Annotated in this window: 22 protein-coding genes and 1 tRNA gene; 15 read left to right on the forward strand and 8 right to left on the reverse strand. The window is 48.8% G+C overall.

The window, feature by feature from the left end:
* Positions 1-334 precede the first annotated feature (334 nt).
* The 7 genes from ACE3MZ_RS00910 to ACE3MZ_RS00940 all read left to right on the forward strand — a co-directional run bounded on the left by ACE3MZ_RS00910 (position 335) and on the right by ACE3MZ_RS00940 (position 12,610).
* Positions 335-4,081 (forward strand): alpha-L-arabinofuranosidase C-terminal domain-containing protein, encoded by a 3,747-nt coding sequence (locus ACE3MZ_RS00910; protein WP_411346655.1) that lies wholly within the window; start codon positions 335-337, stop codon positions 4,079-4,081.
* 622 nt (positions 4,082-4,703) lie between these two features.
* Positions 4,704-7,268, forward strand: a complete 2,565-nt coding sequence (locus tag ACE3MZ_RS00915; RefSeq protein WP_411344689.1) for a LamG-like jellyroll fold domain-containing protein — start codon at positions 4,704-4,706, stop codon at positions 7,266-7,268.
* Positions 7,269-7,520: 252 nt separating this feature from the next.
* Positions 7,521-9,617 carry a DUF2961 domain-containing protein gene (locus ACE3MZ_RS00920; protein ID WP_411344690.1) on the forward strand — a complete coding sequence of 699 codons (2,097 nt, stop codon included), beginning with the start codon at positions 7,521-7,523 and terminating at the stop codon, positions 9,615-9,617.
* 137 nt (positions 9,618-9,754) lie between these two features.
* A tRNA-Leu gene (locus ACE3MZ_RS00925) sits at positions 9,755-9,838 on the forward strand.
* 140 nt (positions 9,839-9,978) lie between these two features.
* A complete protein-coding gene (locus tag ACE3MZ_RS00930; RefSeq protein WP_411344691.1) occupies positions 9,979-10,599 on the forward strand; it encodes an HD domain-containing protein in 621 nt (206 codons plus the stop codon).
* A gap of 213 nt (positions 10,600-10,812) precedes the next feature.
* The gene (locus ACE3MZ_RS00935; RefSeq protein WP_411344692.1) at positions 10,813-12,204 is read left to right on the forward strand and encodes an MATE family efflux transporter; all 1,392 of its coding nucleotides are present in this window, start codon (positions 10,813-10,815) and stop codon (positions 12,202-12,204) included.
* A gap of 82 nt (positions 12,205-12,286) precedes the next feature.
* Positions 12,287-12,610: a GRAM domain-containing protein gene (locus tag ACE3MZ_RS00940; RefSeq protein ID WP_411344693.1), complete on the forward strand. Its 324-nt coding sequence runs from the start codon at positions 12,287-12,289 to the stop codon at positions 12,608-12,610.
* Between the two features lie 6 nt (positions 12,611-12,616).
* Here ACE3MZ_RS00940 and ACE3MZ_RS00945 read toward each other — a convergent pair whose 3' ends face one another.
* Positions 12,617-12,832 carry a hypothetical protein gene (locus ACE3MZ_RS00945; protein WP_411344694.1) on the reverse strand — a complete coding sequence of 72 codons (216 nt, stop codon included), beginning with the start codon at positions 12,830-12,832 and terminating at the stop codon, positions 12,617-12,619.
* A gap of 259 nt (positions 12,833-13,091) precedes the next feature.
* A complete protein-coding gene (locus tag ACE3MZ_RS00950) occupies positions 13,092-13,457 on the reverse strand; it encodes a DUF1304 domain-containing protein (RefSeq protein WP_411346656.1) in 366 nt (121 codons plus the stop codon).
* 211 nt (positions 13,458-13,668) lie between these two features.
* Here ACE3MZ_RS00950 and ACE3MZ_RS00955 point away from each other — a divergent pair, with 211 nt between their 5' ends.
* Both ACE3MZ_RS00955 and ACE3MZ_RS00960 read left to right on the forward strand, forming a co-directional pair.
* Positions 13,669-15,252 carry a DUF5123 domain-containing protein gene (locus ACE3MZ_RS00955; RefSeq protein ID WP_411344695.1) on the forward strand — a complete coding sequence of 528 codons (1,584 nt, stop codon included), beginning with the start codon at positions 13,669-13,671 and terminating at the stop codon, positions 15,250-15,252.
* Positions 15,253-15,440: 188 nt separating this feature from the next.
* The gene (locus ACE3MZ_RS00960; protein WP_411346657.1) at positions 15,441-16,325 is read left to right on the forward strand and encodes an NAD(P)-dependent oxidoreductase; all 885 of its coding nucleotides are present in this window, start codon (positions 15,441-15,443) and stop codon (positions 16,323-16,325) included.
* Between the two features lie 166 nt (positions 16,326-16,491).
* Here ACE3MZ_RS00960 and ACE3MZ_RS00965 read toward each other — a convergent pair whose 3' ends face one another.
* Positions 16,492-17,049, reverse strand: a complete 558-nt coding sequence (locus ACE3MZ_RS00965) for a 5' nucleotidase, NT5C type (RefSeq protein WP_411344696.1) — start codon at positions 17,047-17,049, stop codon at positions 16,492-16,494.
* A 169-nt stretch (positions 17,050-17,218) separates the two neighbouring features.
* Positions 17,219-17,866 (reverse strand): uridine kinase, encoded by a 648-nt coding sequence (gene udk / locus ACE3MZ_RS00970; RefSeq protein ID WP_411344697.1) that lies wholly within the window; start codon positions 17,864-17,866, stop codon positions 17,219-17,221.
* Positions 17,867-18,202: 336 nt separating this feature from the next.
* Here udk and ACE3MZ_RS00975 point away from each other — a divergent pair, with 336 nt between their 5' ends.
* The gene (locus ACE3MZ_RS00975) at positions 18,203-19,441 is read left to right on the forward strand and encodes a Zn-dependent hydrolase (RefSeq protein ID WP_411344698.1); all 1,239 of its coding nucleotides are present in this window, start codon (positions 18,203-18,205) and stop codon (positions 19,439-19,441) included.
* Between the two features lie 104 nt (positions 19,442-19,545).
* On the opposite strand, the gene ACE3MZ_RS00980 is transcribed toward ACE3MZ_RS00975, so the two are convergent.
* Both ACE3MZ_RS00980 and ACE3MZ_RS00985 read right to left on the reverse strand, forming a co-directional pair.
* Entirely contained in the window at positions 19,546-20,082 is a 537-nt protein-coding gene (locus ACE3MZ_RS00980) for a chromate transporter (RefSeq protein WP_411344699.1), read from the reverse strand.
* 12 nt (positions 20,083-20,094) lie between these two features.
* On the reverse strand, positions 20,095-20,748 hold the full coding sequence (locus tag ACE3MZ_RS00985) for a chromate transporter (protein WP_411344700.1): 654 nt from the start codon (positions 20,746-20,748) through the stop codon (positions 20,095-20,097).
* Positions 20,749-21,193: 445 nt separating this feature from the next.
* Here ACE3MZ_RS00985 and ACE3MZ_RS00990 point away from each other — a divergent pair, with 445 nt between their 5' ends.
* Positions 21,194-21,682 carry a PTS glucose transporter subunit IIA gene (locus ACE3MZ_RS00990; RefSeq protein ID WP_411344701.1) on the forward strand — a complete coding sequence of 163 codons (489 nt, stop codon included), beginning with the start codon at positions 21,194-21,196 and terminating at the stop codon, positions 21,680-21,682.
* A 195-nt stretch (positions 21,683-21,877) separates the two neighbouring features.
* On the opposite strand, the gene ACE3MZ_RS00995 is transcribed toward ACE3MZ_RS00990, so the two are convergent.
* Both ACE3MZ_RS00995 and ACE3MZ_RS01000 read right to left on the reverse strand, forming a co-directional pair.
* Positions 21,878-22,204 carry a hypothetical protein gene (locus ACE3MZ_RS00995; protein WP_411344702.1) on the reverse strand — a complete coding sequence of 109 codons (327 nt, stop codon included), beginning with the start codon at positions 22,202-22,204 and terminating at the stop codon, positions 21,878-21,880.
* Positions 22,205-22,266: 62 nt separating this feature from the next.
* Positions 22,267-22,905, reverse strand: a complete 639-nt coding sequence (locus tag ACE3MZ_RS01000) for a hypothetical protein (RefSeq protein ID WP_411344703.1) — start codon at positions 22,903-22,905, stop codon at positions 22,267-22,269.
* 529 nt (positions 22,906-23,434) lie between these two features.
* Here ACE3MZ_RS01000 and ACE3MZ_RS01005 point away from each other — a divergent pair.
* The 4 genes from ACE3MZ_RS01005 (at position 23,435) to ACE3MZ_RS01020 (ending at position 26,382) form a co-directional block, all read left to right on the forward strand.
* Positions 23,435-24,094 (forward strand): peptide-methionine (S)-S-oxide reductase, encoded by a 660-nt coding sequence (locus ACE3MZ_RS01005; RefSeq protein ID WP_411344704.1) that lies wholly within the window; start codon positions 23,435-23,437, stop codon positions 24,092-24,094.
* Positions 24,095-24,420: 326 nt separating this feature from the next.
* A complete protein-coding gene (locus tag ACE3MZ_RS01010; protein WP_411344705.1) occupies positions 24,421-24,612 on the forward strand; it encodes a LacI family DNA-binding transcriptional regulator in 192 nt (63 codons plus the stop codon).
* A 2-nt stretch (positions 24,613-24,614) separates the two neighbouring features.
* Complete coding sequence (locus ACE3MZ_RS01015) at positions 24,615-25,403, forward strand: LacI family DNA-binding transcriptional regulator (protein ID WP_411344706.1); 789 nt, start codon at positions 24,615-24,617, stop codon at positions 25,401-25,403.
* Positions 25,404-25,542: 139 nt separating this feature from the next.
* Positions 25,543-26,382: an endonuclease/exonuclease/phosphatase family protein gene (locus tag ACE3MZ_RS01020; RefSeq protein ID WP_411344707.1), complete on the forward strand. Its 840-nt coding sequence runs from the start codon at positions 25,543-25,545 to the stop codon at positions 26,380-26,382.
* The last annotated feature ends 108 nt before the right edge of the window (positions 26,383-26,490 follow it).

The raw sequence follows: 26,490 nt of genomic DNA on the forward strand, positions 1-26,490 counted from the left end.
AAACATAGCCGTACGCTTGGATTGAATTCCGAGAGTACGGCTATTTCAATAATACGCAGAATATAATGATGTGACTGATATGAAATTGAGTAGCAAAGAATGTAAAACAAAAAGCAGAAAGCGTAGATACACTATGCTGTCTGCTTTTTGTTTTGCCAGCCATTTGATTAGCAAATCACACCTACATTTGAATGCATAAAGTACCATTTTCCAAATGTTCTACATTTAGCAGTTGAAAAACAACCAGCAGATGGAGTAGTATGACAGTATATAATACAATTATATTAATATATTAACAATAATATTAACTATATGAGCACAGGAGTTGTGAATGATGAGCAAGCTTGGGGAAGCTTTACTTGCATGGTATCCGCTGAATGAGCAGGAGCAAGCGGGCATAGATAGGTCAGGACACGGCAATGATGCACGTCCAGCAGGTCAACAATTACCGAAGATCAAGGACATACACGGACGCAAGGCAGCATGGTTTGGCGGTGGTGCCAACGGATCAAGTTATCTGGAATTGCCAGCTTCTTTGCTGGAAAATGTAAGCGATAACACTGGACTGACAGTGGCGGCTTGGGTGAACTTTGGCATGGGCGTAAGCATTTGGGAGCGGATTTTTGATTTTGGTAGCGGGGAAGGGAAACCATCGTTATTCCTCACCCGACAAATGCGCGGTACGCTGGCGGCAGATGGTGATCTGGCGGTCGACCCGGGCAAAGGGTATGTGCGTGACGAGTGGATGCACGTAGCGTTTGCAATCAAAGGCACCGAAGGCGGCACGCAAAGCAGTGCAGGACCAATTGTTTATGTGAACGGCGAGATCGCAGTTGACGGTACGATCAGCCAAACATCCAGCGGCAATTATGCCAAACTGCGCAGCTGGTTTGCTTCTTTCGGTCAATCGGAACATTACCAGAGCAACTATATCGGGCGTTCGCAATTTGCAGCAGATGACGATTACACGGGTGCAGTTACTGACTTCCGTGTGTATAAAGCTGGCTTGAGCGCAGATGAAGTCATCGAAGTGATGTGCGATTCGCTCGGAGATGATGAAGTGATCCGGTTAGCGCGGGATAAATATTTGTCCGCACCGGCAACCATCGTCACCAAGCCGCTACATTTACCAACAGAGTTAATGGGCGGACGTGTAACGGTAGCGTGGACGTCCAGCCAGCCGGCAGTACTGTCGCATACAGGCGAACTGCTGGATGTGCAATCGCCGCAAGGTGTACAGCTGAGTGCTACGCTGACACGCGGCGAGCATGTATTGGAAAAAAGTTTTGACGTTTCCGTGTTACCCTCCGATCTGCCGCCGTACACGTTAACAGTACATGGCGACCGCGAGTTGCTAGATGTGAGCGAAGTGATGTACGGGCTCTTTTATGAGGATATTAACAATGCGGCGGACGGCGGCATCTATGCAGAAATGGTGCAGAACCGCTCGTTTGAATCGTTTGCCTTTGATACGTATTCCCATGCATCGGGAGCTTGTGGCTGTTCGACTGGGCGCAATCGTGAACCGTTGTTTGCATGGTATGGAGAGACGGACAAGCTGACGGTACAGCATACAGGCGGATTGAATGCGCATTTTGGCGTGGACGACCCGGATGTGAATGCGTACTATGTGACCGCAACAGACGGCACGACCATCGTCAACCGCGGCTTCAACGATACGAATGGTGGCTGCGCGATGAATATTCGCGAGGGCGCTGGATATACCTTTACCATCTGGGCAAAAGCAGAGCAGGACGCGGAGATCACGCTACAACTGCAAACGCCGGACGGACAAGCTGCGAGTGAGCCAGTGCATATCGCTATCACAGGAAATGGAGCATGGCGCAAGTATGGAGTGGACACGCCGATTGTGTTGCATGGTAGCACCACTGTACTTGGTCAGCTGGCACTGACCTTTAACGGTGACGTGTCCATCGACATGGTATCGCTCGTACCACAGGATGTATGGGGGGCAGATGAGGAAAACAACTCGCCATCTGCGCATGCCAACTATACAGGCAACCCGAACTATCGTCTGCGCCGCGATCTGGTAGAAGCGCTACAAAACATGAAGCCATCGTTCCTGCGTTTCCCGGGCGGCTGTATTTCGGAAGGTTCCTTTATCTGGGACAATGTGTACGACTGGAAAGATTCGATCGGTGACATTGAGCTACGCAAGGAGAACTTCAACGTCTGGGGCTACATGATGACGATGGGACTCGGCTATATGGAGTATTTCCAGCTGGCGGAAGACTTGAATGCTGTTCCGTTGCCGGTAATGGCGTGCGGCGTGCTCTGTCAGGCGCGTTCGGATTACGCGCATCCGGCGGGTGGCGCATTGCGTGAGCATTATATCAAGAACTTCACCGATCTGATCGACTTTGCGATCAGTACCGATTTTGACCATAACGAATGGGCGGCGATGCGTCGTCATATGGGGCATGAAGCGCCATTCGATCTGCGGTATCTGGGCGTGGGCAACGAGAACTGGGGCACTGAATTTTTTGCTAATTTTGAAGTGTTCAAACGGGATATTGAAGCATATGTGGCTGCCCATTATCCGGGTCATGAGCTGTATATTATTTCTACCGTTGGTGCGCAGGCAGATGACGATGCGTATCAGCAGGGCTGGAAGTTCCTAAGCGGCAATCTGGAAGGCGGCGCTGAGGTTGAATTTGCCGACGGACAGCATGTGATTCAGGAGCACATTACGTGGTACGCCGACCAGCCGGATTATATGGATACGATTGCGGACGAGCATTATTATCGTTCCAATGAGTACCTGCTCAACAATGCGGATCGGTACAACTATTATCATCGTGCGCAACATCCAGACGGCAGCATCGACTGGCGCAATACGTCCAAAGTATTCGTCGGCGAGTACGCATCGACCGACAAAAACACACTTGCCGGAGCCGTCGCCGAAGCCGCAGTCATGACCGGCTTTGAAAATAACGCCGACGTCGTTCGTCTCGCCGCCTATGCGCCGCTATTCAACAAAGTGCTGACAGATGGCACGTACCGCTGGACACCGGACTGCATCTGGTTTGACGACGAGACGGTCTGGTACACGCCGAACTACTACGTACAGCATCTGTTCGCCACGTATCTCGGTGACAAAGTGCTGGGAACGTCCTTTTCCACTTACAAAAACGGTCGTTCACTGGAGCTAATCCCACGCGGCGGTATCAAGATCGCGACTGGGCAAGCGGAGATCGTCGTGAAAAAGGTCACCGTCACCTCTAACACTGACGGCGCAGTATTACTGGAACAGGACTTCACCACTGCAACCGAGCTATTGCCGGAATGGCAGATTATTCCGGGCTCTGCCGGTCATCGTCTGGAGCAAGGAACCGGACTGATTCTATCCGCGCAGGATAGCGGCTTGAACGGATTGTATGTACAAAACGACAACTGGACAGACTACCGAGTAGATGTGGTCGCCATACGCACATCAGGCACCGACGGCTTCTATATCGGCGCTGGTCTAACCGACATTCGCCCAGATACCAAGGACGTGCTGGAATACGCAATCGGCTACGGCGGCAACGCGACTGGCGTCAAAGTATACAAACAGGGCATCGAAGGCTACACACTGGGCGATTACTCCTCCAGCACCGCCGCTGGCAACCTGCGTGCGGCTAGCTACGAGCCACTGTCCGACGATACCGAATACACCATCACCGTCAACTACGGAGACGGAACCGGCAATCGCCTGATCTGCTCCTATACCGACGGTACATTCCATAGCAAAGTGCTGGACTATAAACTGGAAGCCTACAACCGCGAAGTCTTCCATTCCGTCACCAAAGACAACCAGCACGTCTATATCAAACTAGTTAACGCCGACGCCGCTTCCAAAGCAACCCGTCTGCAACTAAACAACCTAACCGTCGACCCATCCGCCAGATGGCTCACCCTAACCGGCGACGAGTCGCTACTGCACACACCAAACGTCAACACCAAAAACGCCGAACAAATCATCCCAACCGAACAACCACTAACACTAGACGGATCAACCGTAACACTCAACCTACCACCCAGTTCCGTCAACGTCTTAGTACTGAGCATCCGCGAATAGCAGTATGCAATAGTAAATAGAACGAATAATTACACCAACAAAGTCGCATACAGCAGAAGTGAAGTCCAACAGACTATCGTCGCAACATACAGATATTCCATATAGCTGAAATCACCAACCTGCAAAATCTCATAGCACTACAGCTCCAATATTCCAAACCGTTTACCCGAATGCAGTACCAGATGTACTTCAAGAACTTAAACATTCTAAGAACCCTAAGTACTGCATTCATCTTTTATATTTTTTCACTTCATCTACTACCCACCCACTTGCAATTGCATATGTTGCAAGGTGCACGGAGCGGAGGGAAGGAAATAAGGGAAAAGGGACGACTTGTAGTGTTTGTGTATTTCAAACACGGGGTTCAATAAAAAGTGATTTTTGCAAAGCAAAATATCTTACTACTCACAGTGTTTGCGCTGTTCAAACACGAGGTTCAATAGAAAGTGATTTTTGCAAAGCAAAATATCTTACTACTTCCGGGGCGTGAATCTTCATTATTTCCTAATCCAAAAGATTCGCGCGGCTCCACCGGAGGACGTCCCCTTATTCCTTCCCGAAGCGTTCGATGCACCAAGCACCATCCCAACACGCAAGTCCAAACGAAAGGGGATTTCAAAGCATGCTTCCATTGTCCACCATCAAGTCATCCGGCAAAAAGCTCGTCCTCGCTGCACTCAGCCTGTCCCTTGCAGCAGTCGTCGCCATCCCGGGCAACGCCTCTACAGCATCAGCAGCGTCTGACAACAAGGCATCATCTACATCGACGCCAACATTCAGCAACGCCACCGTCCACGATCCATCCATCATCAAGGACGGCAATACCTACTACGTCTTCGGCTCCCATATCGCTGCCGCCAAGTCACCTGACCTGATGCACTGGTCTAACTTTGCAAACGGTTACACCACGCCGGGCAATACTTTGTATGGCGACTTGTCCAAAACCCTCGCCGGCTCGTTCAAATGGGCTGGCGAAAATGATGCCGACAGCAAAGGCGGTTACGCTGTCTGGGCACCGGATGTGATCTGGAATCCCAAATATGTAAACAAAGACGGTAGCAAAGGCGCGTATACGCTCTACTATTCCACGTCATCCACCTATATCCGCTCTGCCATCGGCATGGCGGTATCACAAAAGATCGAAGGCCCATATACGTATGCAGACACCTACATCTACACTGGCTTTACCAAGGACACCGCATTTGATGCCAACAGTCAGGTAGACAAAAAGTGGACGAACACCAACGTACAAAGTCTGATCGACCAGAAAAAGCTGAGCGCCGCTAATCCGGCGTGGTTCAATGACAACGGTTCGTACAACAACCAGCAGTATCCGAACGCGATTGACCCAACCATTTTTTACGATAAAAAAGGCAAGCTATGGATGACCTACGGCTCGTGGTCAGGCGGCATCTATGTGCTGCAAGTAGATGAGAAAACCGGCAAGCCGATCTATCCAGGCAAAGACGGCAAAACGTCCGACGGTCGCCTGATCGACCGCTATTTTGGCACGAAAATCGCTGGCGGTTACGGTAAATCCGGCGAAGGCCCATACATCCAGTACAACAAGGATACTGGCTACTTTTACCTGTACATGACCTACGGTGGTCTGGCGGCAAACGGCGGCTACAATATGCGCGTCTTCCGCTCCAAAACCCCGGATGGTATCTACACCGATGCCAAAGGTCAACAAGCAACATGGCCGTCCGATGCAGATAGCAGTCAGTATGGCAACAAGCTGATCGGTAACTTTATGTTCGGCAGCAAGCCGGGTGATCCGGGCTATGGCGAGAACTTCGGTTATGTATCGCCGGGTCACAACTCCGTCTACACCGATGCCAAAACCGGACAATTGTTCCTCGTCTTCCATTCCCGCTTCCCGGGACGTGGTGAGGAGCATGAAGTACGTGTGCACCAGATGTATATGAACAAAGACGGCTGGCCGGTTGTATCGCCGTATCGTTATGCAGGCGAGCAACTGTCCAAAGTCAGCGACAAAATGATCGTCGGCGATTACCAGTTTGTCGATCATGGCAACGATACGTCCGCAGTGATCAAATCAGCTCAATCCATTCGTCTCAACGCAGACCATACCGTCACTGGCGAAGTGCAAGGCACATGGAAGAAGAAAGGCACTGCCGATGCTGAATTAACACTGGGCGGCGTGCAATACACTGGCGTATTCGTCAAAGATTGGGATCAGGTGTCCCAGCAATACGTACTGACCTTTACCGCCTTATCCTCCAATGGCACGATGGGCTGGGGCAGTCGCCTCGCCGATACACCGGATGCACAGGTGGTTAACGATGTATACGGTGATCTGACGCTGGGCAATACAGCGGAAGTGACGTCCAACCTGAATCTGCCCCAATTGGGCAGCCGAGGGACAACAATCGCCTGGACATCGTCCAATGCACAGATTGTGCAAACTGATGGAACCGTCAATCGTCCAGAATCCGGTAGCTCTGCTGTACCGGTCACGTTGACCGCAACCATTCGCAAAGGAAATAGCCAACGCAGCAAAACCTTTACGGTACAAGTATTACCTTATGTAAACGCCAAGCTAGTAGCACAATACAGCTTCAACAATAACCTGAATGACAGCACCAGCACATGGGGGCAAGGCACACTGACGGGTAACCGTCTCGATGCTACAGTCACCAGTGCAACGTATGCCACCTATGGTCAAGGTGTACAGGGACAATCGCTTGTATTGGATGGACAATCCGGCGTACGCTTGCCAAATGGGCTGATTCATAGCAATTCTTATTCACTATCGCTATGGGTGAAGCCGGAAACGTTGACGACGTATACACCTGCTTTCTTCGGGGCAGCGGATAGTAACCACTGGATTAGCCTGTTGCCACGCGGCAGTGCTGGTGACAATACGATGCTCTGGTCAGGCAGTCAGCCGTGGTACGATGCCAGCACCGGTCTGAAAATCCCGTCCGGTCAATGGAGCCATCTGGCAGTATCCGTCGATAATGGTAACGTCAAAGTATATGTAGATGGCAAAGAAACATTCAGCGGCACCGGCTTCCCGGATGTCTTCTCCGCTACGAACGACGCCAGCTTCGGTCTAGGCGTGAACTACTGGGATACTCCGTTCAAAGGAGAACTGGACGAGCTGAACATCTTCAGCGGCGCGCTGACACCAGCACAACTGGCGAAGCTATCGGCACGATGATCACACTCGTGCTTCAGTAAACGTTAAATGGAAGAGGTCAAATAAAACAAGTTAGATATAGGATGTCCATCCCAAGCATCCGTACTCAGCAAAACCAGCAAATTGTTCAATGTAATCTGAAAATCCTTCAATCTCGTACGTCGCTTCCTTCTTTATAATGAGCCATAAAGCCATCGCCGCAGAGCGATTCGCCGCCAACATCATGGCTGCGGATGTGCCCTGCGGCGATGTTGCATTTTAGGAAGAAACGCGGTGGTAGAGGTGAGAGAGATGAAGGAACATGTAACGGAAACGAAGTCTATTGAGCATACAGAAACAGGTGTGTTGAACTCGGCAACTTCTCATGCAGTACAAGGCAACAACGATAGGTCTGATTCAATAGTAGTTGATTCGGTAGAGTCTGGTGTATCAGCAGGAGGTAATACGGCAGATCCTGCTGTAACTTCCGCCGTGTCAGCAGGCATCGACAGTCTGCTGCGCTTGGATCTGCTACCTCGGCTGCGGAAGGATGTGCAGGTACGTTATGAAGGCAGTATCGACAAGCAGGGCTTTAATGCCGATTGGGATTGGTGGCTGTATAAGGAAGGCAAGGAGTGGGTGATCTTCGATGTAGATGGACCGGGGTGCGTGTACAATCTGGTGCAGCATCGGTACCCGGACAGCGAGGAGCCGACGTTTTTCTTTTATTTTGACGGGGAAGAGGAGCCGCGCTTTCAGATTCGGCATGCGGAGTTTGGACAGAAGGCACCGTTTCTAGCACCGCTGGCGGATCAATATATGGGACCAGACGATAACGGAAGGGGACCGATTCGGGTAGTACGCAGTTTTGTGCCGATGCCGTTTGCAAGGTCCTGTCGGATTACGACGGATATTCGTTTGAAGGGTGCTGCCAAAGGCGACGGCGGCTGGGGGCATGTAATATACCATACGTATGCTAGTGCACAGGGGATTTCGACCTTTACGGGACAAGAAGATTACAGTGAGTTGTTACAGCAGTGGGAGCATGTAGGCGACGATCCGAAGCCGCAAGTTGAGGGGCAAACGGTGACACTGGAACAGCTACATCTTCCGGCTGGACAGGCAGTAACCGTGTTGAAGCAGTGCGAGCCGGGCAGTATTGTATCTATGACGGCACGCTGGCATGAGGATTCTACGGTAGAGATTCCGCGCTCATTGCTTCATGATATCTGGATCGTGGCGCATTGGGACGAGCATGAGCAGCCGGATGTGGCATGTCCATTGGGGGCTTTTTTCGGTAATGAATTAGGGTATAACCGGATTGGGATTCTCTCGCATGGACAGCGCGAGGATGGACAGTGGTATCAGTATTTGCCGATGCCATATTGGAGTGGAGCGCATATCCAGCTGGACAATCGCGGGAGTGAGGACGTGGACTTTGCGCAGTGGGAGATTGTGTATACAGCGGCCAATGAACAGCTGTATCCGCAGCATGATACCGGGTACTTCCGTACGTCTGCCTATTATCCATTACAAGCTCGTCAGGGGCAGGATAGTATCATCGGGCGCATCACTGGGCGTGGACATCTGGTGGCAGGGCAGGTGACGGCATTTGCACGTACACCGGGTATCATTAGCTGTGAAGGGGATGTGCGTGTCTATATCGACGGTAATGCGACACCGCAGGTGGAGAGCGACGGTTCGGAGAGCTGGGTGAATTATGGCTGGGGCTTTCCGACGCCGCCAGAGATGAATCCGGCTACCGCTTATGACGGATTACCGGACAATCCGTGGTCGATGGTGCGGCTATGCAGCGGCGATTGTTATCCGTTTCGGCAAGAATTGATATTTGGCATCGAATCGGGGGAGTATAACAATCAGTATTTGCGGCATTCGGGCATTTTGCTGTATTACGGGCAGGATGAGAATGGGATGGTGCTGACCGATGAATTGGATATCGGTAACAAAGCATCTGAGGGCATTCACGATTATCGTAGAGAGGGCAGTCGCGGATATTGTACGCTGGAATCCAGCTACGAGGGCGCTGCCGACGATCTACGTATCGCGGATACAGGGCACGAAACAGAAGGCTGGAGTCAATTCGTCATGTCGATATCGCCAGACAATGACGGTGTACGTCTGCGCCGACGCTCTGACCAGATGATTGGGAGACAGCGGGCGCTTGTGTATGTAGACGGTCAGCAGGTGCAGGAACGTAGCTGGTACGTCGCCGACCGTAATCCGTATAAACGCTGGCTGGACGACGAATTTGAGATTCCGGTTCGTTATACGGCGGGCAAGGAGCAATTGACCATTCGGCTGGAATATGTGCAGGAGGGCGAGACGCGAACATGGAATGAATATTATTACTGGATGTATAGCTTGTTATGAGTCGCCCATGTCAGCGGAAATATAGGAATATACACGATAGTAAGCGCTTGAAAAATAATCTTAAAAAATGCTTGCGCCCTTCTCGCATACATGGTATGATCTTTCTTGTGGTTGCGAAATCAATCACCTAATCATTTGCGGTCGTGGCGGAATTGGCAGACGCGCACGGTTCAGGTCCGTGTGGGCTTACCCCCGTGGAGGTTCGAGTCCTCTCGACCGCATTATAGTGTTACTAGCGAAACTCTTCTCTTGCAGAAGAGTTTTTCTTTTTGTCCAGACAGGATAGGAGCTGTTCGTTGGTACATAAGGATATTACAGCAATTCGGCAATACAGCGCAATCGGTGAAAGGGTGGTAGAGAGATGGATTTGGGACATGTACTGGAATTGTTCAAACTCGGTGAAAAGCTGAAAATGGAGCTGCGGCATAGCTGGTTGTCCGATGGACGCCGGGAAAGTGTAGCGGAGCATACGTGGATGCTGACGCTGCTGGCGATGGCGGTCGAGCCGCATTTACCACAGCCTGTTCAGATGGAGCGGCTGCTCAAAATGCTGATCATCCACGATCTCGTCGAAGCCCGTGCCAGCGATGTCCCTGCCTTTGAGACGATGGACAATCCAGAGCGCAAAGCCATCAAACAAGCGAATGAGATTGCAGCGATTGCATATATCCGCGATCTGGTTGGCGGCGAGAATGGTCGTCAATTTTATGAGCTATGGTTTGAATTTGAACAGAAAGCGACCTATGAAGCACAGGTTGCCAATGCGCTGGACAAGCTGGAAGCGCAATTGCAGCACAATGAAGCGGCGCTGGATACGTGGTTGCCTGTCGAGCAGGGGATGACCTTTATGCTGGGACGACATACTGACTTTGATCCGGTATTGTCTCATCTCAAGGACCTGATCCAGCAGGAAGGTGACCGCAAGATGCAGGCAGGTGGAATCGACACGTCTGTGTTCAAAGATCGTCATCCTGAAGCTTGATAAGGATCATCGCAGGCATGACTGGAAGAAATAATTTCAGAACATTCCATTTTACTCTTCATAAATGCTGATAATCGTCTTAATATAGAGAACGACAATAACAAATAGAGCCTGATTGCGACAGGTTAAATAGATCATCGCAGCATCTGCAAACCCGTCGGATAAACGTGAACGAGAGCAACAACCAATTTTAACAAAAAAAGAAGTGAATCCATGATGGAAGAAGCTATACGCTGGAAGTGGGGTCACCGGATACTGGACAAATATTTCTCCGGGACTACGATGCATTACAGACAGATTATCGCGCTGTTCATTCCGATTCTGATTGATCAGGCGTTTATTATGGGACTCAATCTGATCAATACAGCGATGATCAGCTCCGCCGGAGTATCGGCGGTCAGTGCGGTCAATATGATCGATTCGCTGAATATTTTCCTGTTTAGTATTTTTATCGCGGTCGCTACGGGCGGCACGGTTGTCGTTGCCCAGTACAAGGGCAATGGCAATGTGAAAAAGGTATCCGAAGCGAGCGCAAGCGCCGTTTCGGTCGTGACGCTGCTCGGTGTCGTGGTCGGTATCTTCGGCATTGCACTGCATGTGCCGCTGCTGAATCTGCTATTCGGCTCGGCGGAAGCGGATGTGATGAGCCATGCGCGCACGTATCTAATCGGTAGCTGTATTTCGTTTGCCGGGATTGCGATTGTGGAAGCGATCTGTGGAGCGCTGCGTGGAGTTGGCAGTACGCGTGCATCGCTCATGCTGTCGCTCATTATGAATGTGCTGTACGTGCTGCTCAATTTCCTGTTTATTCACGGATTGGGACTGGGCGTACTCGGTATGACGATTGCGCTCAATATCGCCCGGTATGGCGGTGCGGTCTGCGCGCTGTATTATCTGTTCAAAATGGACGTCAACCTCAAGGTACGTATGCGCGAGCTGTTTAAAGTGAAATGGGAGATGTTCCGCAAAATCCTGTTTATCGGCTTCCCATTTGCGACGGAGCAGATGTTCTTCAACGGCGGTAAAATTCTGACTCAGATCTTTATCGTTGGCATGGGTACGTATGCGATTGCAGTCAATGCCATCTGTTCGGCGCTTGCTGGAGCGATGCAGATTCCCGCCAATGCGTTGTCGCTGACGGTAATTACGGTCGTCGGTATTTGTATCGGGAGCGGCAATGTGCAGGAGGCGCGCAAGTTTACGAAGTCCTTTCTGGTGCTGTCGTCGATGTCATTTATCGTGATGGGGCTCATTATTTTACCGTTGTTCCATCCGTTAATCTCCTTGTTCGATCCACCGGCAGAGATCGTGGACGAGATCTTTATCGTGCTGCTGGTCAATACGCTGGTGCAGATTCCGCTATGGTCAATTTCGTTTATTACGCCATCTGCACTGCGGGCGGCGGGCGATGCCAAGTTTACCTCCATGATCTCGATGCTATCCATGTGGCTGTTCCGCGTCGTCATGGGTTATATATTCGGCGTGGTTCTGGGCTGGGGCGTACTCGGCGTCTGGTTGGCGATGGATCTGGAATGGGGTGTACGGGGAGCGATCTTCCTCAAGCGCTTCTACGGGAACAAGTGGTTACAACATCGAATTATTTAGCAAGTATATTGCAATACACAGCAGGCGAAACGGCGTAGAGGATGCCGCTTCGCCTGTATGTACATAAATGGAGGTTATAGGTATGGAATTGTTACCCGGTGAGTATGTCGTCAAAAAGAATATTATGGCGAATCTGTTCAAAGGGATCGAAGCGGTCGGTGGCTTCATGCAGATTACGAATCAGCGCATCGTATTCAAGGCGCATGCGCTGAATGTGCAGACCGGTCCGGTCGATATTTGGATCGAGGATATTGTACAGATGGGCAAGCGCAATACGCTAGGGCTAGTGCCAAACGGTATGCGTATTATTGTGGCGAATGGAACGGAGTACCGATTCGTCGTCTGGAAGCGTGGCGAGCTGATGGCGCTCATCGACGAGATCAAGCGGGACAGCATGACACGTTGATACGATCTATTCCTCCGACGAGGTCTGACGTTGTCGCTTCATAAAATGATGCTGACTCCAGATGCCGATCGCGGCGATAAATGGTAAAATCACAGCTGCCAGCACCATCGCTTCCCGCAGCGGAGCCTTCATCCAGACCGGCATAATGATCACAAACAGAATAATCATCAGCACATCCCAGATCAGCTGCTTCTTGACGTAGATCTGTATCGCTTGCTGCATTCGCACGACCTCCAGTGAGCATAGTATGTAGGTAGAGCACTATTGAATATGGGAAATGCTGTAAATCTATTATACGTTGCTGAGGTTGAAATGAAAACGGTTTAGTGATAAATATAAAAAGACCGGAAATTCCCATCTTGCGGAAGATACCGGTCTTTTTGCTGTATATTTTCTATAAAAATGTACAGGCGGCTTGGAAATCACGGAATGATCAATCGCTTGATCTACCGTTTCCTCAATAGAAGCTAACGATTAGCCATCAGCTGACCAGCACCAGAATGAGTGCCATCAACGCTGGCAATCCCTGCATCAGCAGGATAGAGCGTTTCACACTCAGCCCGCCATACAGCGCCGCCACAATGACACAGAGTAGGAAGAAGATCGCCAGTTGGTGGGCAAATCCATCATTCGGATGCAGTAGCGACCAGATCAGACCTGCGGCGAGAAAGCCGTTGTACAGCCCTTGATTCGCTGCCATCGACGAGGTGGATTGTGCCAGCTCTGGCGTTGTACCGAACGTCTTCATCACACGCGGCGTAGTCCACAAAAACATCTCCATTACCAAAATATACAAATGCTCAATCGCTACCAGAGCGACCATAATACTTGCCAGAACAGAAAGCATCCGATTCACTGCCTTTCCTCATCAAAATAGAAACCATTTACCAAAGATTATTCAAAAAACATATGTAAATTCCACAGATGCCGTTACAATTATAATAACAGAAATTGTTCGTCATCCACTATGCATGACCACTCCGTCATCTCAGCCAGCAATACGAACAACAGATTTCAATGATAAATTGCTTGATCATCTTATCAGGGGAAGGTGTCACATGTCGAAGCACAGCACGGGAATACAACGAAGAATTACATGGATCACAGGAACCATCTTGGCGGCAATCGTACTGCTAACTGCATGGATGCTGCAATCCAGAGCATCTGAACAGGCATACGCAGCGCCGGCTGCTCATTACGTCGCTCCTACTGGCAAAGATACCAATAGCGGCACATTGCAATCACCATGGCGCACGCTGCAATACGCCGCAGATCATGCCGAAGCAGGCAGCACGATCTATATTCGCTCCGGTACGTACCGCGAACGACTAAACATTACCCGCTCCGGTTCGGCGAGCGCGGGCGCTATTACCTTTACAAACTATAACAAGGAACAACCGATTCTGGATGGCACCGGTCTGAGCGTAGACGGCATCCAAGGGCTGATCGAACTGAACAATGCCAGCTATATTACCATTAACGGCTTGTCAGTTCGCAATTATACGACGACCAGCCGCGATAATGTACCGGTGGGTATGTATGTACACGGTGCCGGGAAGAAGATCAGCTTGCTTAACAACAAGGTCTACAACATCCGTAATACTGCTACACCGGCAGGCAGTGATTTGTCGGGACGGGATGCGCATGGTATCGCTGTGTACGGCACAGCAGCGCCAGCTTCCATTCAGCAGTTAACTATCAGCGGCAATGAACTGTACAATCTGGTACTTGGCTCCAGCGAAGCGATGGTTATTAACGGCAATGTAGAGCAATTTGAGGTTACGAACAATGCTGTCCATGATAGCGACAATATTGGCATCGACGTGATCGGCTACGAAGGTACATCGCCCAATGACCAGTACGATGCTGCACGCAACGGCACCATCGCTGGCAATACCGTATACAACATCTCCGCCAACCAGAACCCATCGTATGGCAAAAAGCTACCGAACAATTGCAACTGCGCAGGCGGCATCTATGTGGATGGTGGCAAAAGTATTGTCATTGAACGCAATACCAGCTATGCGAACGATATCGGCATCGAGCTGGCATCAGAACACAAGGGCAAAGTGACGAAGGATATTACCGTGCGCAGCAATGTCGTTTACGAGAATCGCTATACCGGCATCGCTTTTGGCGGATATGACGAAGAACGAGGTACGACAACTGGCTCAGTTATTATTAACAATACGCTGTTCGGCAATGATACATTGTCTAGTGAGAGCGGCGATGGAGCTGGGCAATTGCTGATTCAGTACGGCACCTCCGGCAATACCGTGCTCAACAACATTATGGTGTCATCCGCATCGGGCGTACTGATTCGCAACGATTATCCATCCAGCAACAACAAAGTCGATTACAATCTGTACACGCTGAATGCTAACGTTGACACCGCCTATTGGATCTGGCAGGGCGATGCGTACGAAGGGCTACCAGCATATCAAAAGGCAAGCAAGCAGGATGCCCATTCTCGTCAGGCAGCACCGCAATTTATCAATACAAGCAAAGCCGATTTTCACCTGCAAGCCACGTCACCCGCACGGAATAGCGGCGTGTGGAACGATATTCTCAAAGGCACTTCGGATCGCGACGGCAAAGCATGGGTACCATCATCCACCGTTACAATTGGCGCATACCAATAACGTTTCGGATGATCCAAACGCCACTGCAAGCATGAATCTGTGCTAATCCGCACATGACCTACACCTTTGCTCCGTCTATGATCTCCATATAAAATGGTATAATGGACAGCGACATACAGGAACACATCATCAATCGATGAACACAATCGGCAAAGCAAACATCAATCAAGGAGGCAATCACAGTGGCAATGAATCCGGCAGAAACGGCAGTAGGTTTTATCGGTATTGGTGTGATGGGCAAAAGCATGGCGCGTCATCTCAAGGAAGCGGGCTATCCGCTGCATGTGTATACACGCACCGCAGCTTCGGCGCAGGAATTGGTGGATGAGGGCGCAATCTGGCATGAATCGCCGGGCAAGCTGGCATCGGCAAGTAACGTGATTATCACGATGGTCGGCTATCCGCAGGATGTAGAGGACATTTATCTCGGTCAAGACGGTATTCTGAACAATGCCGCCTCTGGCTCGTATGTGATCGATATGACTACATCCAGTCCACAGCTGGCACAGCGGATCGCCGAGCTGGCAAAGGACAAGGGCATTCATGCGTTTGACGCTCCGGTATCCGGCGGCGATGTGGGTGCGCGCGAAGCCCGTCTGTCGATTATGGTGGGCGGCGAGCAGGCAGCATTTGCAGAGATTCAGCCATTGCTGGAAAAGATGGGCACCAACATCGTGCTGCAAGGCGGTCCCGGCGCTGGTCAACATACGAAAATGTGTAACCAGATCGCCATCGCCTCCAATATGCTTGGTGTATGCGAAGCGCTGGCGTATGCCAAATTCGCTGGTCTGGATGCGGAAACGGTGCTGAAAAGTATCGCCACTGGCGCAGCAGGCAGCTGGTCGCTCAGCAACCTCGGTCCACGTATGATCAAGGGCGATTTTGAGCCGGGCTTTTATGTGAAGCATTTTATTAAGGATATGGGCATCGCCCTGAACTCGGCAAAAGAGATGGGATTGGATACGCCGGGACTTGCATTGGCAGAGTCGGTCTATCAACAGCTGTCCCAGCAAGGATATGACGAGAAAGGCACACAGGTGCTATACCGATATTTCACGGCACAATTTCAATAAGCACAGAGAAGATATCGTTGGAAACGTACAATCTCTATATTGCAATCATGCAACACAAAGCCGCTGTTCCTCCCAAAGGACAGCGGCTTTTATCGTTGTTCTAACTGTACTCATACTAGTTTGCCGCTATCATGAGTCTGTTTACACCAATCGTTCACACATCATACTACGATTTTCCGTTCAAAATCTCATCCACCAGCTCACTCATGCCCTGCCATGAATCCTTCATGACAAATTCGGACTGGATCGGCTGGTTCCACGGGCGCGGAATGCCAATCGTCTGTTTGCCAGCGTCACGCGCGGCGAGCAGATTATGCGGACCGTCGTCGATTAGCAGATCGAATTCCAACAGGTATTTGCGTTTGGCGACAAAGAAATTATCGTACGTAATAAACGGCAAATGCTGCTGCAACCAGCGCCACTTTTCCGGTACAGATGATGGGCGCGCAGCGGTAACGATGATCAGATCGTGCTTGGCATGGATTTTCTCCACTTCGCCAATCGTATATTCATCAAAAATCTCCAATTCCTCATACAAGCCCGGTCGCCCGAAAAAGATCTCCTCCGAGCATTCGTGATGCCAGATGCGGCTCATATCAAAATTCACAATCTGCTCCATACTGAGCAGCAGATCGGGATACAGCGCATTATGATAATGAATCGCCCGCGGCAGTAGATGGCACAGCGTATCATCCATGTCGATGGCGACAATTTTCCTATCCAATGGAACGTCCTCCTTTATACCGTGAACAAGCGGTCTGCCATCTTCAACGTGACAGACAATATCCAAATTGTAGCGGAGCCTCTCGGAAATAGCAAAACGAATGAGGAAAGGCAAACAAAAAGCAGGCTCGCTCAGAGCCTGCCAGTATATACGTGAATGATTGCTCTACTCAGTCGGTTCTTTTTACACCTGTCCATTGTTCGCCGGACAGATATTTTTCTGTGAGGATCGACAGCAGTTGAATACCAACTTCGTTATGTCCACCTTCAGGAATAATCAGGTCGGCATACTTTTTGGAAGGCTCGATGAATGCTTCGTGCATCGGCTTAACCGTCGTCAGATATTGCTGATGAATCGACTGGATGCTACGTCCGCGTTCTTCGATATCGCGCAATACACGGCGCAGGATGCGAACATCCGGGTCGGTATCGACGAATACTTTGATATCCAGCTGTTCCCGCAGTTTCTCGTCGGACAATACATGCAGCCCTTCGATAATAACGATATTGTTCGGCTGCAATTCCAATGTCTGGTCAGTAAAGCGTGCATGCATCGTAAAATTATACACCGGCGCATGTGCGACCTGACCTTGCTTCAGCTCGCCGAGATGTTGGATCAGCAGCTCATTGTCAAAGGCAAACGGGTGATCATAGTTGATCAGCGCGCGTTCTTCCAGATTCAGATGCGTATGATCCTTGTAATAATTGTCCTGCGAAATAAACGTGACTTCCTTGCCTGCACTCAAGCGTTCAATGACCGAGCGTGCGACTGTTGTTTTGCCTGAACCGGTGCCACCGGCAATACCAATAATGAGCATGGCGTTAACATAAACCTCCCTGGGATAAAAACACAATATAGTGCGGCGCGTAGATTATATCATTCGGTTATGGATATTTCCGTGATCCGGTGATCGTTCAGAAGCCTGCCAGCTGTCGAAAATGGACATGATACTGGCGAAACCGGATTTTACACACTACTAATATTTTAGAATAGCACAGCTGGCGCGATTTTTCACCTGATTTCAAAAGGTTTGCACTGGAAATATTACATTTTGTCAAATGACATTCACAACGATTGCTTTAGTATAGAAGATATGGAAATCGGCGGGACCTTGCGTTTCGGCATCCCAAATCTGGAGAGCGGAGTGATACAGATGAAGCAACAGCAACAATGGTTGGTCAATGTGCAGCGATTGGAGCAGACGATTGAGCGATTCGCAGATTACGGACGTACCGAGCAGAACGGGGTCACCCGGCTGGCGCTGAGCGAGCAGGATATTGCGGTGCGTCAGTATTTTCGGGAGTGTTGTGAGGAGCTGGGGATGCAGGTTGTTGTGGACGATATGGGCTGCATGTACGCGACACTGGCAGGTACAGAACAAGCACCGCCGATTGTGATCGGGTCGCATATGGATACTGTCAAAAAAGGCGGGTGCTTTGATGGTATACTTGGCGTGCTGGCGGGGCTTGAGATCGTGCGCACAATGAAGGATTACGGCATTCAGCCGCGCATTCCTATTACGATTATGAATTTTACTAATGAAGAAGGTGCGCGCTTTGAGCCGTCGATGATGGCTTCTGGTGTGTTGGCAGGACGCTTTGATAAGGCAATCATGCTGAACAAAACCGATCCCGACGGGATCACATTCGGTGAAGCGCTGGAACAGAGCGGGTATGCCGGCGATGTCGCCAACCGGATCAAAGAAGCGACCGCCTATCTAGAGCTACATATTGAGCAAGGACCGGTACTGGAGCGAGAGCAGCTGAGCATTGGGCTGGTGGATTGTGTGGTTGGCATGGTTTGTTATGAGATTGAAGTGATTGGCGAATCGGATCATGCGGGAACAACTCCGATGGATATGCGGCGAGATGCCTTTTTTGCTATGAACGATCTGGTGACGATATTGCGAGAGCAGCTAGAGCCGCTGGATTCGGAACTGGTGTATACGATGGGGCGTGCCAATGTGTATCCGAATATCCACACCGTCATTCCGAACCGGGTCGTCTTCACGCTGGAAGCACGGCATAAGGACGAGCAGATTGTGCGGCAGGTCGAGGAGATCATTCATGCGCTACCGAAGCAACAGAGCGGCTGCGAGGTGAAGGCAACGCGGCTATGGAATCGCGATACCGTCTGGTTTGACGAGCAGGTGTGTGCTACGCTGCAACAGGCAGTGCAGACGCTCGGATATTCACACAAAACGATGGCAAGCGGCGCGGGACACGATGCGCAGTTTGTAGCTGATTTCCTGCCGTCGGCAATGGTATTCGTACCGAGTGTGAACGGCAAGAGTCACTGTGAAGAGGAATTTACATCGTATGAAGAATGCGCACAGGGCGTGAATGTGCTGCTGGAAGCGGTCATGCTGTTGCAGAACGATACCAAGCTCTAATTCACAGTAGCTCGTTAAAGTTCGCTTATTTTGGACGCATCACAATCCACCATATCATACAAAAGAGGTATAACCGCAGCTATAGGAGCCGGGTTATACCTCTTTTAAAATAATACAATGCCCATGATCGCTGAGCCGAGGATGACCAGTAAAGGATGTGCTTTGTATTTAATAATCGCCAGAAATACACCGGCGCCGATGAGTAGTGTTAGCCATGTTTTCCATTGCAGCAGTGCATCCCAGCCGTTACCTATTCCAAAATGGATCGCTGCGTAGACGATCAGCCCGGTCACAATCGGACGTAATCCGTAAAAGTATGACTTCACCATACGGCTGCTGCCTAATCGGTAAAATAGCCCTGCCAGTGTAATGACCAGCACCAGCGATGGCAAGACGATCCCGGTCGTTGCGGCAAACGCCCCAGCAATCCCGGCGACATCATAGCCGATGAGTGTGGCGCTGTTCGTTGCAATCGAACCAGGCGCCATGCCCGCAATGGATACCGTCTGGCGAAACGTATCCGCACTCATCCAGCCGAATTGCTCCGCATCATGCTGAATCAGTGGAATGACTGCATAACCGCCGCCAAAGGAAACAAATCCAATTTTCAAAAAAGATAAAAATAGCTGCCATACCAGCATGGGTACACCTTCTTAAATATAATATTCAATATACGCCTGTGACGATGCATTCGCATGACGTTGCTTTTCCGTACGTGTTTGTAAACCAAGCGCTTGTTTTACGCGAATCACGACCCAGCCGATGACCAGCCCAGCAAGGATCAGGAACACTGGATTCAGACCAGTCAGCAGTAGAATCATTAGCGATCCGGCAGCTACGACAATCGTCGTCCAGTCAAACAGTGAATTCCTGCCCATCCGGTACGCAGCGACAGCAATCAGCCCGATGACCGCACCACGGATACCTTGGAATGCCGCCTGTACCTTCGGCTCATTCTGGAAGAACGAGTAAAACAGACTCAATCCGAATACGATCAAAAAGGTCGGCAGCGTAATGCCTAGCGTCGCTGCAATCGCCCCACCAATGCCTGCCATCCGGTAACCGACAAAAGCAGACGCATTCACGCCTACCCCACCGGGTGCCGAACCAGCAACTGATAGCAGATCATTCATCTCCTGCTGTTCCATCCAACGTCGCCGCTCCACCACCTCGCGTTCAATCATCGGAATCATCGCATACCCACCGCCAAAGGTCGCTGGTCCAATCTTGAAAAAGACTACAAACAGCTCAACCAGCACGCTCAAACGCTCCGACACCCGCGTCTGCCGGGAACTAGAAATTTTCATCATCATCCGTCCTTTCTATATACATCTAGTATATCATCTTTTTTTCAAAATGAAATTAACTTATTGGTGAACAAGCACAAGGAGATGGATTCATCAGGTAAACCAACAGGTACATCTTGCCTAATATCGTGTCTCACGTTCCAATACATAGCATTGTGCTGTAAATGAGTGTTTTTATTTGAAATATACGTACACATGCTGTCTCATACTGCCTCACAGCGGTACACCGCCATTCTTTTTTACGAAAATCAAACAGAAGGATCGTAAGTTTTTTTGTTTCTGGTAAAAAGTCGTCAAATTTGACAAGCTCTTGTGGCGGCACGTATCATAGAACCCAAAATCCAGCGAGATCTATATACAGAACATGATGAAACCGCAGATCGTCAGTGATGCTGCCATATAGTAACCAATCATCTGCTCTCGTCATCACAAGGAGGAAGCAACCATGCTGTCATTTTTCAAAAAAGGTAAGATTGAACAGATTGAGGCACTATCACCGATTACAGGTCAAGCCGTTGACCTATCCAATGTTCCTGATCCCGCATTCGCTGAGAAGTTGATGGGACAAGGTATCGCCATTGAACCAAAAGAGGGCAAAGTACATGCCCCATTCGATGGCAAAATCGCACAGCTATTCAAAACCCGCCATGCCCTGCTAGTAGAACATAGCTCTGGTGTACAGGTGCTCATCCATGTCGGCGTCGATACCGTTTCGCTCAAAGGCGAAGGCTTTACCGCTCACGTAGCAACCGGCGACAAAGTAAAACAGGGGCAATTGCTGCTGGAATTTGATATTGCATATATTCAGGCGGCAGGCTATCCGGTCATCACACCGATCATCGTACCAGATGGACAAGAAGCGGTGAAAAGTGTTGAAGAATACACTGGTAGCGTAACTGCGGGACAAGATAAAGTCGTACAGGTGAATCTGTAGTTCTTATATAATGTTTGGTTAGAATATTTGAAAGTATAATATTTATTTTCGTTTGAATACATCGATTGCAAAAACTAAAAATTTGTAATTGTACCTGAATAAATAATGTAAAAAATAAAAAGTAAGTACTTATCGTCATATGACGATAAGTACTTACTTTTTATTTTTTTGATATGAATAACTCTTCATTAGAATTCACCTAAAAACAAGAATACTAACAAAAATAATGGCATAAAATAAATAAATGTATCCAATCTTTATATTTGTTTTCTCGCAAAATAATTTTAATAAATCTCCTAATTTTTTGCTTAATAATAGGATAAGTAGATTAGCAAATAAAAATAGTCCAATTAACATAAGAGGAAAACTAAATGCTCCCTCTAATTTAAGAGTGTCATACGGAAACAAAAATAGAAAGGCAGATAAAAATACAACATCAAAAAAACTTTTGTAGGGTTTATCCTTAAAAACATGAACAGTACTCTCAAAAAAATTCGATAATCCTAATCGCATACTTTTCATTGTAGAACCTCCTTTAGAGAAAGTCCCTCATAATTATATTAAGAGGGACTCATGTTACTTATTTATTCTTTACTTGCTGCAATCTCATTATATTGAACCTTAATTGGTTTATTAAAAGAGTCGTTAGTGTAGTATACCACTGTAAGATAGTATCTGTACAAGCCAGAATTATTGTCATAAGATTTGGTAACCCAAGAGCCTACATAGGTTGGGTGTATAATTTGATTAAGCCCCCAGCCATGTACAACTCCAAAAACCCAACTAGATATTGTTCCTAAATTTTTAATGAATGGAATTTTACCTACGGTAGCACTCACTAACAAATCTGCAAGTTTTCGTTCAGTATAGTTAGAATAAGTTTTGTACTCAGGACCTGCTACTGTCATACCAGGTGAACCACCTTGATCAATAATGGAAGGTGTAACTTTATTTATACCTTGAGAAATATTTATAGTTTGATCATATAATTTTTTCAACTGTTCATCATTCAATGAAATGGTCGAACCTATTTCTACTCCATTATATGTATAAGAATATTGACTTGTTGAAGTAGAGTTTTGTGTTTCTACGATAGGACTATTTTTGACTTGATTACTAACTAGCGTTTGAGATGTACTTGCTGAAGCTAACGGAATAACTTGAGTGCTTAACATTGATGCTACAACAACTGCGGGTATACTTTTCTTGAAAAAATTATTCACTGATTTCCCTCCTGAAATTTAAAGTTAAACATTTTGGTATATGAAAATGATAGTTTATTGCAAATTAATTATATAAATAATTTGCAAGTCAAAATGTTCTATAAAGAAAATACTATACAAATATATTCATTGTCAAATTTATATCATAAATGTAATAATTTTATATTTTTATCTATACATTCATTCAGACTCAATCTTGCATTAAGTCTGTTGTTAATAATGATATCTGCAAGTGGAATTTTGTCTGCATGTATCTCAAAGTTGAATGAATGTATAGAACAAAGGGAAGTCGGGTCGAGACAATCGATTAAAATATGAGAACGTTCTCAGTTTGATTTCGCTCTCGTCGCATTCTTGGAAGCGATGCAGATGGTGCAGGTAGATTATCAGGTGCCGGATTTGGAATATTTGTGCTATCACGGCATTTTGTTGTTGTTGTCTGACTTCTGATTTGGAGAATACTCATCCTGTTACTGCTGTTTAGGCGGGCAGGATTTTTCTTTAATAAAGAGGAGGGGGAGAGGTATACATGAGTTACGATAGACAGAGCAGTTCGAATAGTGACAACAGCTCGATTCAGCGCATTACGCTCGGATTGGGCTGCTTCTGGGGACCGGAAGCATGGCTGGGCGCGCTGGAAGGCATAGTGCATACTTGTACCGGATATGCTGGTGGAACGACGGCGCACCCGGTCTATCGACAGATGGGCGATCATTCGGAAACGATTCAGCTGGACTATCGTCCAGACGTGTTGCCGCTGGAAACATTGCTTCAACTGTTCTGGGAACGACATCGTCCCGAAGGGATTAACACCTATAAGGACAGCCGCCAATATCGTTCGATCATCCTGTACGACCAGCCGTTTCAACTGGATATCATCCAGCATCTGCAAAATGAACAGCAAGCTCGTCAATCTACCGAAGTTCAGTTATGCACTGCCTTTTATCCAGCAGAGGAGCGGCACCAGAAATACTATTTGCAGCGTCGACCGGATGTACTGGCAGCGCTTGAATCTCTATTTACCAGCCGGGAGCAGGCGCTACAATCGCTACTCGCGGCACGATTGAATGGATGGAGCCGGGAAGCGTTAACGGCAACGGACATCATCGCGGAGCTGGATCACTGGCAGGAACCGCTGGATGAACAGCAGCGGGAACAATACCGAGCATTACTAATATCGCTTACGTGATCCTCATGCTGCGATATATCTGGATATATAGTGGTAACGTTTACCATTATTCCTGTATAATAAGCACAACTACAGGCACGGCATGTCGGCATTAGCGGCTGTGCCTTACATAGAACTCGTTGTCTCTTACATAGAGTTAGTCAGGAAACGAACGTATAAGCAAGAACGTACACATGCAATCATTTAGTGATACAAGCATTCAAGCATAGAGCAACGGTATGACACGCTGTGACGGAACATGCAGCGATGCTCTTACCTATTCGCCTATATACAGTTTCAAATGAAATATCCAGCCTGTATTCTTAGTAATGGGAGCGTATGCCCTGATGAAACCGAGTATTTTTGATGTAGCTAAACGGGCGGGATTATCTGTCGTGACCGTATCCCGTGTATTGAACGGAGCAGGAACGGTACGGGAGAAAAACAGGCTCAAGGTGCTGGAAGCGATCCGTGAGCTAGATTATCGCCCTAGTGCTGCCGCGCGCTCGCACGCGGGCGGACAGGCACGATTGGATTGATTTTGACGACATTGCACGATTCCTTTTTTGATTCGGTTGCCAAAGAGATTAACGATCTACTTGCCCTGCAAGGATATTATCTAGCGATTTCGGTATCGACCGGGCTAGGTGAGCAGGGTGAGCATTATATGATGCAGGAGGATCGGCTTGATGGATTGATTCTACTCTCGCCGGTAGAGGAGAAAGAGTTTGTCGATGAACTGGCAAAACGGGACATTCCGTATGTACTTATCGACAACCAGCTGCCGCAGCATAGCGCGGAAGCGATCTCCGTCGACAATGCGTATGGCGGGTATATCGCTGGACGGCATTTGCTAGAGCTGGGGCATCAGCGGATTGTGCATGTGTGCGGGGATGAACTGTTTTTGAGTACCCGTGAGCGGCGCAGCGGATTTGTTCAGGCGCTGGCGGAAGCTGGAGTGGAGCCGATAGTAGAGCAGGGAACGTACAGTATTGGCTTTGGATATGAAATCGGTCAGCGCTGGTTGCGAGAGGGAACATTGCCGGAAGCTGTATTCGCCGGGGATGATTATATTGCGATTGGACTGATCAATGCGCTGACGAATGGTGGTGTTCGTATTCCGCAGGACATGTCGATTATCGGTTATGACGATCAGATTATTGCGTCCCAGCTGCATCCGCTACTGACGACAGTACGTCAACCGGCAGACGAGATTGCCCGCTCGGCGGTCGAGCTGCTATTGAACAAAATGAATCAACAAGAGCAATCAGCGCAGGGCATGCGCATTCGTCCGCAGCTGATGATCCGTGAATCGACCGCTGTCCGCTGACAGCGGTTTTTGACGTTAAGGCATCGTAATTCACGCTCAGACTGCCTACATTCTGCGGGTGGAAAAAAGAATATGGTATGATGGGAGACAGCGAAGTTACAGTGGCAACACGATATAGAAAGAGCAGGTGGAGAGAATCATGAAACTGTTAACCTTGAATGCGCACGCCTGGCATGAAGAGAATCAATTGGACAAAATCCGCGAATTGGCGGCTTTTATTGATCAGCATTCCTTTGATCTGATCGCCATGCAGGAGGTCAATCAGCCTGCCGCTCAGCCGCCGTTATCGGTCGAGAAGCTGACTCATTATTTTGCCGCAGATTACGATGCAGTGATTCGCCGGGACAACTATGCGCATATACTAGTGTCGCATCTTCAGACCGTGTATTATTGGACATGGGTTCCGGTGCATGCGGCGTCCAGAGGTCGACTGGATGAAGGATTGGCGATTTTGTCGCGGACACCACTGACAGAGGCGATACTCGGTCACGTCTCTACGCAGCATATTTATGAACATTACAAAACGCGCAAAGTGCTGGCGGTGCAGACGGAGTATCAGGGACAACCGCTATGGTTGGCAGATGGACATTTTGGCTGGTGGAATGATGAGGTAGAACCGTTCCGTCCGCAATGGGATCGAGCAGAGGAGTTGCTGGCGCCGTGTCTGGATGATCAGGTGTTTTTCTTGGGCGATTTTAACAATGTGGCAGAGATTCGCGGCGAAGGCTACGACTATATGATGAAGCATATTTGGCATGATACGTATACACTCGCAGAGGAAAAAGACGGCGGACATACCGTAGTGAAATCCATCGCTGGTTGGGAAGGCAACGAACGTCCGCTGCGCATTGATTACATTTACAGCAATCGTCCAATGCGAGTCCAACGTTCTCAAGTTGCATTGGACGGGACAAACGGAGCTGTCGTATCCGATCACTTTGGTGTGATGGTAGAACTGGATTGCACGAATGCAGAGTAACGATGCTAGGCAAACATAGCTGCAAGCTCAATAACCATACAAAAGAGAAAAACGCTGATTCCTCGAAATGTTTAGCCAACAGGCAATCATCAGGAAACAGCGTTTTTA

Origin of the sequence: Paenibacillus sp. WLX1005, assembly GCF_046603685.1 — a bacterium.
Classification (GTDB): Bacteria; Bacillota; Bacilli; order Paenibacillales; family Paenibacillaceae; genus Saccharibacillus.